General features: G+C 42.8%; 4 protein-coding genes. 2 read left to right on the top strand and 2 right to left on the bottom strand.

Features of this window, described 5'->3' with window-relative positions:
- The first annotated feature begins 203 nt into the window (after positions 1 to 203).
- Positions 204 to 1,193, top strand: a complete 990-nt coding sequence (locus tag EI162_RS12505) for a formylglycine-generating enzyme family protein (RefSeq protein WP_192524664.1) — start codon at positions 204 to 206, stop codon at positions 1,191 to 1,193.
- Between the two features lie 297 nt (positions 1,194 to 1,490).
- A complete protein-coding gene (locus EI162_RS12500) occupies positions 1,491 to 2,453 on the top strand; it encodes a formylglycine-generating enzyme family protein (protein WP_192524663.1) in 963 nt (320 codons plus the stop codon).
- 34 nt (positions 2,454 to 2,487) lie between these two features.
- On the opposite strand, the gene EI162_RS12495 is transcribed toward EI162_RS12500, so the two are convergent.
- Positions 2,488 to 5,634: a hypothetical protein gene (locus tag EI162_RS12495; RefSeq protein ID WP_192524662.1), complete on the bottom strand. Its 3,147-nt coding sequence runs from the start codon at positions 5,632 to 5,634 to the stop codon at positions 2,488 to 2,490.
- On the bottom strand, positions 5,634 to 8,004 hold a 2,371-nt coding region (locus EI162_RS12490), incomplete at its 5' end, for a DUF2345 domain-containing protein (protein ID WP_192524661.1). The genes EI162_RS12495 and EI162_RS12490, both read right to left, overlap by 1 nt.

The raw sequence follows: 8,004 nt of genomic DNA, 5'->3' as shown, positions 1-8,004 counted from the left end.
CAAGAAAAATATTATTTTATTTAAAGAGTCTATAGTGATGGTTTGCGATTGTTAGCGCAGTATAAAAACTCATCGCTATTCACATTAACGTGATTGATAAAGATAATATTCGTTGGGTTATTTAATATCTCTACTTAGACAATCAAGACAAATTATTAGTATAATTCTTCTGAACTCTCAACAAAACATCACTGTAGCTTATTATGACGCTAAAACCTCTGTTCGTATCTTTGTTTATTATGCCATTATTTGCCATGACTGCCTGTGCTAAAGAACCTGCGACTTCGGCAGATAGTAACGGTGTGCCGCAAACCCGTAGTAATTTAAGCGCTGATGAACAACAGCAGTTGAATGACTTCTTAGCCCAGCAAAAAGAAAACATGCGCTTTATCGAAGGCGGTAGCTATGAGATGGGTGACTTTGGACATAAGCTCGATTGGACTGGTGGTCTACCCATATCCAGCGAATACGATAGTAAGCCCTTACATCCTGTCACTCTGGATAGCTTTAGTATGAATGCCTATAAGGCAACTTATGATGACTTTGATACTTATAGTATGGCGACAGGAAAGCCTAGAGAAGGAATGCAAGATTACGCGGTGGAATTACATCAACCTACTGCTGCCGCTGGCGTTAATTGGCAAACGGCGCAGCATTATTGTCAGTGGCTCGGCCAACAGTTAGATGTGCCGATGAGTCTACCAACCGAAGCTCAGTGGGAGTATGCTGCCCGTAATCGCGGTGAATATGTCTTATTTCCAACCGATAATGGTAAAGTGGATGCAGGGCGTAATATAGCAACTTTTGAGCAGCAAAAAGAGTTAAGACAAAAATACAATACTGGCTTTATGGATGTGCCTCTTGTCGGTATGTTTCCACCCAATCCTTTAGGACTTTATGATCTCATTAACCAAAACTATGAATGGACGATGGACTGGTATGCTGCTGACTACTACGAGCGCAGTCCTGAGCTCAATCCAAAAGGCCCCGAGATAGGAACTGAAAAGGTCGTACGCTCATTAAGTACTGGCGAAGGTGGCGCTGATAACATCAGATTGGGCATAGGGCCAGTTACCGTTCTTCGTAGCAACCGTCTACCTGATCCACCCTTGATAGATAATGATCCAAGAATGAATCAAAACAGAAATACCTCTTCACGCTGCGTTGCTAACTCTTTAAAGCCTTTAAGCTAGAATTTTTAGTCTACTTTTGGTTTAGTACAACCTATCTAAACTTTGATTTTATCAAACGAGCGATTATTATATTGTTGGAGATTGCTAGTTGTATAAAAGCTGGGGTTAGTATGCTATTACCCTATAAAAGTTAATAATAACCAATCCTTTTTATTAACCCAGTCTATCTCGACAGTAGTTTAATATTTCTACTTAGACAATCCACATAAATTATTAGTATAATCCTTCTGAACTCTCAACAAAACATCACTGTAGCCTATTATGACTCTAAAACCTCTATTCGTATCTTTATTTATTATGCCCTTACTTACCATGACTGCCTGTGCTAAAGAATCTGCGACTTCGACAGATAATAGTGGTATCCCGCAAACCCGTAGCAATTTAAGCGATGATGAAAGGCAGCAGTTGGATGACTTCTTAGCGCAGCAAAAAGAGAACATGCAATTTATTGAGGGGGGTAGCTATGAGATGGGCGACTTCGGTTCTAAAGTGACTATAAATGATGGTGGCCCTATCAGGAGTGAAAGTGACAATAAACCACTGCACAAGGTGACGCTTAATAGTTTTAGCATGAATGCTTATAAAGCAACTTATGGTGACTTTGATGTCTATAGTATGGCAACGGAACAAGCAAAAGTAGGAATGCAAAAATACAACATTAAGGTACGTTTTGATGATGCCGCTGCTGGCATCAACTGGCAGACTGCCCAAAATTACTGTCAATGGCTCGGTCAACAGCTAGAGATTCCGATGAGTCTACCTAGTGAGGCGCAGTGGGAATATGCAGCGCGTAATCGTGGTAAGTATGTACTTTTCCCAACCGATAACGGCCACATAGACGGTGGGCGTAATATATGGACGTTTGACGAAAAGTCGAAGCTTTCACGGAAATATCAAACCAGTCTGGCTATAACTACTGTCGGTCTGTATCCGCCTAATCCGTTAGGATTGTATGACATGACCAATCAAAACCTTGAATGGATGAGTGATTGGTATAGCGAGGACTACTATGCCAGCAGCCCTGAGCATAATCCCCAAGGTCCTAAGACAGGCACTGAGAAAGTGGTGCGTTCTGTCAATGCTGATTGGGGTTCGGCACAAAACATACTAGCCAATGGATCAATTACTTTAATGCGAATCAAGCGCTTACCAACTACACCTATTGATGATTCGGAAAAGAAAGAACACGAAGGTAAGTCTAACCTTGACTATAGTACATCAGCTCGCTGCGTCGCTAATAGTCAGCAAGCAATAAGTTAATTATTTGTACTATACTTTTGTATTGCTATATACCTTAAGCATGATAAGTGCCATCAGCTAGCTTGCCTCTTGGGTTTAAGATGCTGGCATCGAAATGCTGTGGGTTTTTGGCTGCATAAAAATTAGGATTGATATAATCAACTTTAGCCAACATACGGTACTTCTCGTAAGCAGAATCGGTATTGGCTACTACTTTCTCGCCTTTAGGGTAATAGCCTTTAATTAATCTGCCTAACATATTTAGATACTGGTCTATATAAGAATTGCCCGTATCGTTTTTTTCTATGATCTTATTTACTTTGATATTGTTCAATAAAGTGGTTAAAGGCGTGTCTATATTATTAATCCCATAACTTAAGAACCGTAAAACGTGTGCCTCATTCTCTTGGCGAAAGCTTTTATTAGATTTACCGATTAACTCTTGGGTATGATAACCTTTTACTCCATCCCTGTTCATGTGCTGTAGTACATTGTCCCACTCAGGGTAAGTGGTCACCGTAGTGAATATTTTTATAATGGCTTCTTTGCGTTTAGTAAGTAGTTTTATACTAAGCCCATCAGTAAGACTAAAGTCAAAATCAGGCCAGCTAAGCGCATGGCTATACCAACTATGACGACTAATATTATATATTAGTATACCTTTACCATTGGGCGTAGCACACAGTAACATTTCCTTTTTTTCACCTTTCGTAATCTCAATAGCCAAGTCATAACGTTTTGAGTCTGTATTTATAGAGTCAGAAAATATATCGAATGATCTACCGATGGATATTAAAGATTTAGTAAGACTAGACTCACCGCCCAAATACATCACAGACAGCTGGGTTAAAGCAGTAAAAGCATCATCTAAAATATGAACGATTTTGCGAAAGCCTGCATTGACCAGCTGATAGAATGTCCATTTGAGAAACTCTTCTATCTGACCACCATTCACTTCAAATACAAGCCCAAGCTTACCACCTCCCCCGTAGCAAGCAGCGGCTTTGGCTCTGATTTTAAATTTGCCTGCTCGAGCGTCAAGGAACACATAAAAGTCTAAGGAGCCTCCGATGCCGAAGCTACCTGCAATAGTTGCCGATACTGAGGCAAAAGAGACAAAATTTTCTTCTTCTGGCGGTAGCCACTCTATACCACCCTTTGGCTCTATTCCTCCTTCTACACCGATAAATGCAGAGATAGCTACAGACCCTTTTACGTTATGCTTTTCTTGTAACTGCTCTATCTCATCATCACTGGTTGTATGATTAATATCTTTATAGTCTAGGCTAAGAGCAGGCATATTTTTATTTGCATCCCATGCACTCGTCATTGTTTGCTTAGGGTCACGAGCTGCTGAGACCAGTTTTTGAGCACCGTCTTTTATTTTTATACTACCAGCACCTTCTATCCCGATATTGACCCCTGCAAATCCACTAATCTCACAAGAAACTATCAGGCGCAGTGAGCCTAAGTCTATTTTGATACCATCTTCAAAAGTGGCTTTTAAGTGCCACCCTTCTAATGAAGGTAGCGCCATTATAGGAGAAATACTCGCCTCACATAGAATAAGCTTACCATTTGCATTAAAGCCGCCTTCGATACCTATTTTGTCATCAAGGTTCCAATCTGCTGAGCCATTCATACCAGCGCCACCTACCATTCGTAGCCATTGTGCCTCGCCATCTACTTGGTATTTATCAGATTTGGTAATGAGTTCACTGATCTCATTAGCTGAAGAGGGTAATAGATAGTCTAAAACGTTTAAGTCTATTTCCCCTTCAGTTCCTAGCTCACCTTCAATTGAAGCAGATATCTCTTTAATCCTATCAGCAAGCGCCTCTTTAGCAAAGCCTGCTGGATCATATAGCAGATTTGGTTTGTCTGGTGGCGGAGGGTCGCCTTCAGGAGTAGGAATGTTTGTCTGTGATTGGTTGATACGTGTTGGCTGGATTGTATCTTCGAAATAATCTCTCCTCACATAGCGTCGTTCAATAGTGGTTCCATTTGAGTCCGCACTGGCAACGGCTGTCTTGACTAAGAATATTTCTTTCATATCAGCAATTGTCGAAAAATCCTGCTCAATTTCATCTTGAGCGTCTGCTTCTGCCCTTATCATTGCATCTTCTGCAGTTTTTAGCATACTAGCATCTCTAGCTTTGAGCGCGTCTGCTACTTGGGATCTTTGCATGTGCACTTTTGCCATTAGTTTATCGACATTGCTTAGGTTTTTAACAAGGTTTTTGTAGTCATTACTTCTAAATACAGACAACTCCTTACTTTCAAGATCATAAACAATAGGAAGTCGGGTATTGGCTGCTAGGGTAGCTTTATTATTAGGGTTATTCAGACCTGTACTACAGGTCCTCGTTTTTATCTCAATAACATGATAAGGATCTTCGCCTTGATGCTTAGGAATGACTACTTCTTTTTCTTTTAAAGTTAACTCACAGCCTTTTAAAGATACTTTGACGGTTCGACTGAAATTTTGAGCAAAGGGCTTAATGCGTCCATTTTTATCGGTCGTTCTCGTATCTCCTTGCTGTTTGCCATTTTTATCGACCAGCCAGACCTTAACATTAGGGATGCCTTTATTCTTATTGTTTACTACTTTAAAGCCAACGTAAGTTTCTAAACATATCGCATAAAGCGTTGTTCCATCATATTTTACGGTTGGACTTTGTGAATCTTGATACTTTTTGCGGATGATGGGTATTATATAAGTTGATGAATGTTTTGGCTTAATTTGTATCTGATAACCTTGACTTTTTATCGCTTTAAAAGCAGAAGTCATACCATTTTTATCTGTCTTACCAATTTTTATAACTTTGCCTTTATTGAATACTTTATAGCTAAGATCAGGGATAGTAATGCTCTGATTAGCACCGTCTTGATCAAAATACTCGTAAAGTACAAGAAAGTTCAAAGGGTTTTTTGAACTCACTTTGAACTGATGAGTTTGACCAACAAGCTGAGTATCTTGACCTAAAACCTTGGGATGGCCTTGACCACCATCGAAATAAAAAAAAGTATTTCGATGCAATTTAGATATTTTAATACCAGTTTTGATATGACCATCGGCACTTGAGGTAAAAGTTTTCTCCTCTATGCCGCCACTTTTAGTTTTATACGCGACTACAACTTTTTCATATTGAGCAGGTGTACCATTTGCATCAAGAATTTTTATTTCCAATCGTTCGGCCATTACTCATCATCCTCAAAACTTAGCTCAAACCCTTCGTGTTCGTCACCGACGATATGTATACCCACTTCTTCAGGCGTATCTGTAACGATCTGTTCTGTACGGCCTTGGCTATCGGTTTTACCACTTTTCACCGTACCGTCTTCCATAAATAGCAAGTACTCAGTATTAGCGATGGGTTCTCCGAAGGCGTCCTTGGCGACATAAGTCAAATACGACTTGATATCTGAGCCAGCTAGTGAAGGAAGCGTTGGAGTAATGTTCGCCCCCGCCACCAAACCCTTCTTCACCGCCTTAACCTTAATCGTCCCCGGGCACACCAGCTTAATCCCACTGTCATCGATCGTGATGGATGCTCCTGCTGAGGTCTGCAGTTTAATACGCTTAGGACTCGACAGATTCACCTGTCCCGACTCACTGCCAATCGTCATACCTAGTTGACTATGCAATTGCAGCTCACCACCCTGTGCCTGTATCGCTAGTGGCTCTCTATTGGCACTGATATGTAATCCTGACCGATCGGCTTGACCACCAATCCCAGCGAGCGAATCAATCGTATTTGCCGTCAGCGTATAATTGCCTGCCACCACATCCGACTGGGTGCTGCCTGACTGTCTGACGATAGTTTTTGCCGTCCATAGCGTATTACTTGCTGAGGCTAATATACTGTCACGACTGACCAGCAGCACATCGGCTGCGCCTAAGACTTCCGTACTTAGCGTCTCATCGATGATTTGAGCACTGGTTTTAAAGGCTTCTATCGTTTGGTTGGCATCGCTAAGTGCTGCCGTGGATTGCAAATGCGCCTGCTTGGCATCGAGAAGCGTCTCATTCAGCTCAGTGCCCAGTTTTAGTTGACGTTGTCCGGCATCATTGACCCATGCCGACTCATGCTCTGTCTGGCTGTGTCTGATACCGAAAGTGGATAGCAGTACGCCTGACTCACCGGTGATTTGTAAGCCATGGTCGCTCGCTAGATTAATTCCTTGGCCACTGGTTGATGATTGATGATTGCTATAACGATGCCGCAGCACGCCAAGCTCAAGCACATGTTCATCAGGGGCAAAGGTGGCGCTGTCGGTAATCGTTGGATTTTCGCTATTGGCTTTGCTGCCGGTATTCACCGTCCACTGCAGCCCTATCTGGTTGGGCGTATCATCAAAGCTTAGGGTCACCTCAGACTCAGAACTCAATCCATACTGGGCAATACCCGATAGCCAGCCGCTGTGGCTGTCATCGTCATTGATTTGCGAATGACCGAGGCCACCACCATGCCATCTAGGGGAAGATCCCCCTTGCAAGTTGTGTCTATTCGATAGTCCGCTATCACGAGTGGTGATATCTTTGTCATCGACATCGCCCATACCGATACCGTCGAACAGTGCGCGGCTAATCACCGGACTGTCGATATCACCGTACCAGTGGTTAAGCAATACGGACTGTCCCAGACGTGGGGCAAACTGCCAGCCATGAGTGCTACCCGATGACAGTTGCAGGCTACGTAGCGGCGGGGTAGTGCCGTCATCGTGAGGACTGATGCCTGAGTAGACTGGAGTGGTGATGGTTTGTTGTAGATTATCAGTGCTGACACTAGAGTCATAGCTAGGAGAGGCTGATAAACTGGTGTCACCAGTACGTGCTTGAGTCAGTCCCATATAGGTACTACAGGCAAAGGACAAAGAGCTGGGATAAGGGGTGTAGGGGATAGTAGCGTCAAGCAACGTCGCTGAGACCCAAACCCCAGTGTCACGAGCCATATCAAAGCCATGATCAGGTATAGACAGATGAATGGCGTTTGTGGTCTGGCGCTGCATATACTGAGCAGTGTGCTGTAACCACTCTTTGATAAATATTTGATGATGATACGAGACACTATCGTTATCAGGCTCAATACCGATAAAGGTTACCGCCACGCAGTGAGTCGATAAGCTACCAATGGAGGGCAGGTTATTGATACTCACGGGGCTACCGACACTAAGACCACGCAGGGCACCCGTCGCTTGATAGGTTTCGCGTTGACAGTGGTTTGCAGACACCCATTGCTGTGCCATATAAATAGCGGCATCATCGCTGTGCACTCGAGACGGTGCAGCGAGTAGTACAGTCGTATCCTCTGTCGCAAGCGGCGATTCATCTACTGCTTGACCTTCATAAATGGTATCCGCCGCTAAGCCATCCGCTCGTACGATTACCTCGTAACTACCCAGCTGTTGTGAATTCATTTGTAGCGCATTGACGCTATCTTGACCTGACTGTACTGATGATTGAGCATAGCTGTAGTGTAGTGGAATTCGTTCGCCCTCGTCTAAACCACTGATTGTAGTGGCATAATAAAATTGGACAGCTTCTAAGAGGTTATAATAACCCAAAGAA

The sequence above is a fragment of the Psychrobacter sp. FME6 genome (assembly GCF_014861365.1).
In the GTDB taxonomy this organism is placed as follows: Bacteria; Pseudomonadota; Gammaproteobacteria; order Pseudomonadales; family Moraxellaceae; genus Psychrobacter.
Note: the sequence above shows the minus strand (reverse complement) of the source record. Positions and strands in the feature narration are given on the sequence as shown.

Bases quoted from the DNA above. Each gene is read 5' to 3' on its own strand.
- EI162_RS12505 (WP_192524664.1), top strand. From the start codon at position 204: ATGACGCTAAAACCTCTGTTCGTATCTTTGTTTATTATGCCATTATTT.
- EI162_RS12495 (WP_192524662.1), bottom strand. From the start codon at position 5,634: ATGGCCGAACGATTGGAAATAAAAATTCTTGATGCAAATGGTACACCT.
- EI162_RS12500 (WP_192524663.1), top strand. From the start codon at position 1,491: ATGCCCTTACTTACCATGACTGCCTGTGCTAAAGAATCTGCGACTTCG.